The sequence below is a fragment of the Streptomyces sp. SP18CS02 genome (assembly GCF_036322365.1).
GTDB lineage: Bacteria > Actinomycetota > Actinomycetes > Streptomycetales > Streptomycetaceae > Streptomyces.
In genome coordinates this window covers 1-490 of sequence record NZ_JAQYXC010000274.1, presented here as the reverse complement: position 1 = coordinate 490, position 490 = coordinate 1, and the positions used below count along the sequence as shown (strand labels likewise).

Sequence of the window (490 nt, the reverse complement as noted above, 5' to 3'; positions counted from 1 at the left end):
TGCGCTGGATGGTGGGGATCTGGGGCGGATTGCGGGGCCGGAGGATGTGGCGTGTGTGATGTTCACGTCGGGTTCGACGGGTGTGGCGAAGGGTGTGGTGGCTCCTCATCGGGCGATGTCGGGGACGTTGACGGGTCAGGAGTTCGTGTCCTTCGGGCCGGGTGAGGTGTGGTTGCAGTGTGCGCCGGTGTCGTGGGACGCGTTCGCGCTGGAGTTGTTCGGTGCGTTGCTGCATGGCGGTGTGTGTGTGCTTCAGCCGGGTCTGAAGCCTGAGCCTGCCGCTGTCGCGGAGCTTGTCGCGCTCCACGGGGTGACCAGTGTCCATGTGTCGGCGAGTCTGTTCAATTTCCTGCTGGATGAGTATCCGGGGTGTTTTGCCGGGGTGCGGCAGTTGATGACGGGTGGTGAGCCGTTGTCGGTGGCGCATGTGGCGAAGGCGTTGGGGGAGTATCCGGGGTTGCGGCTGGTGAACGGGTATTCGCCGGTCGAG

The 490-nt window shown here is 64.7% G+C and carries 1 protein-coding gene; it reads left to right on the top strand.

From position 1 onward, the window contains the following. Nucleotides 1–4: 4 nt before the first annotated feature. On the top strand, nt 5–490 hold a 486-nt coding region (locus tag PUR26_RS11020), incomplete at its 3' end, for an AMP-binding protein (protein ID WP_329871642.1).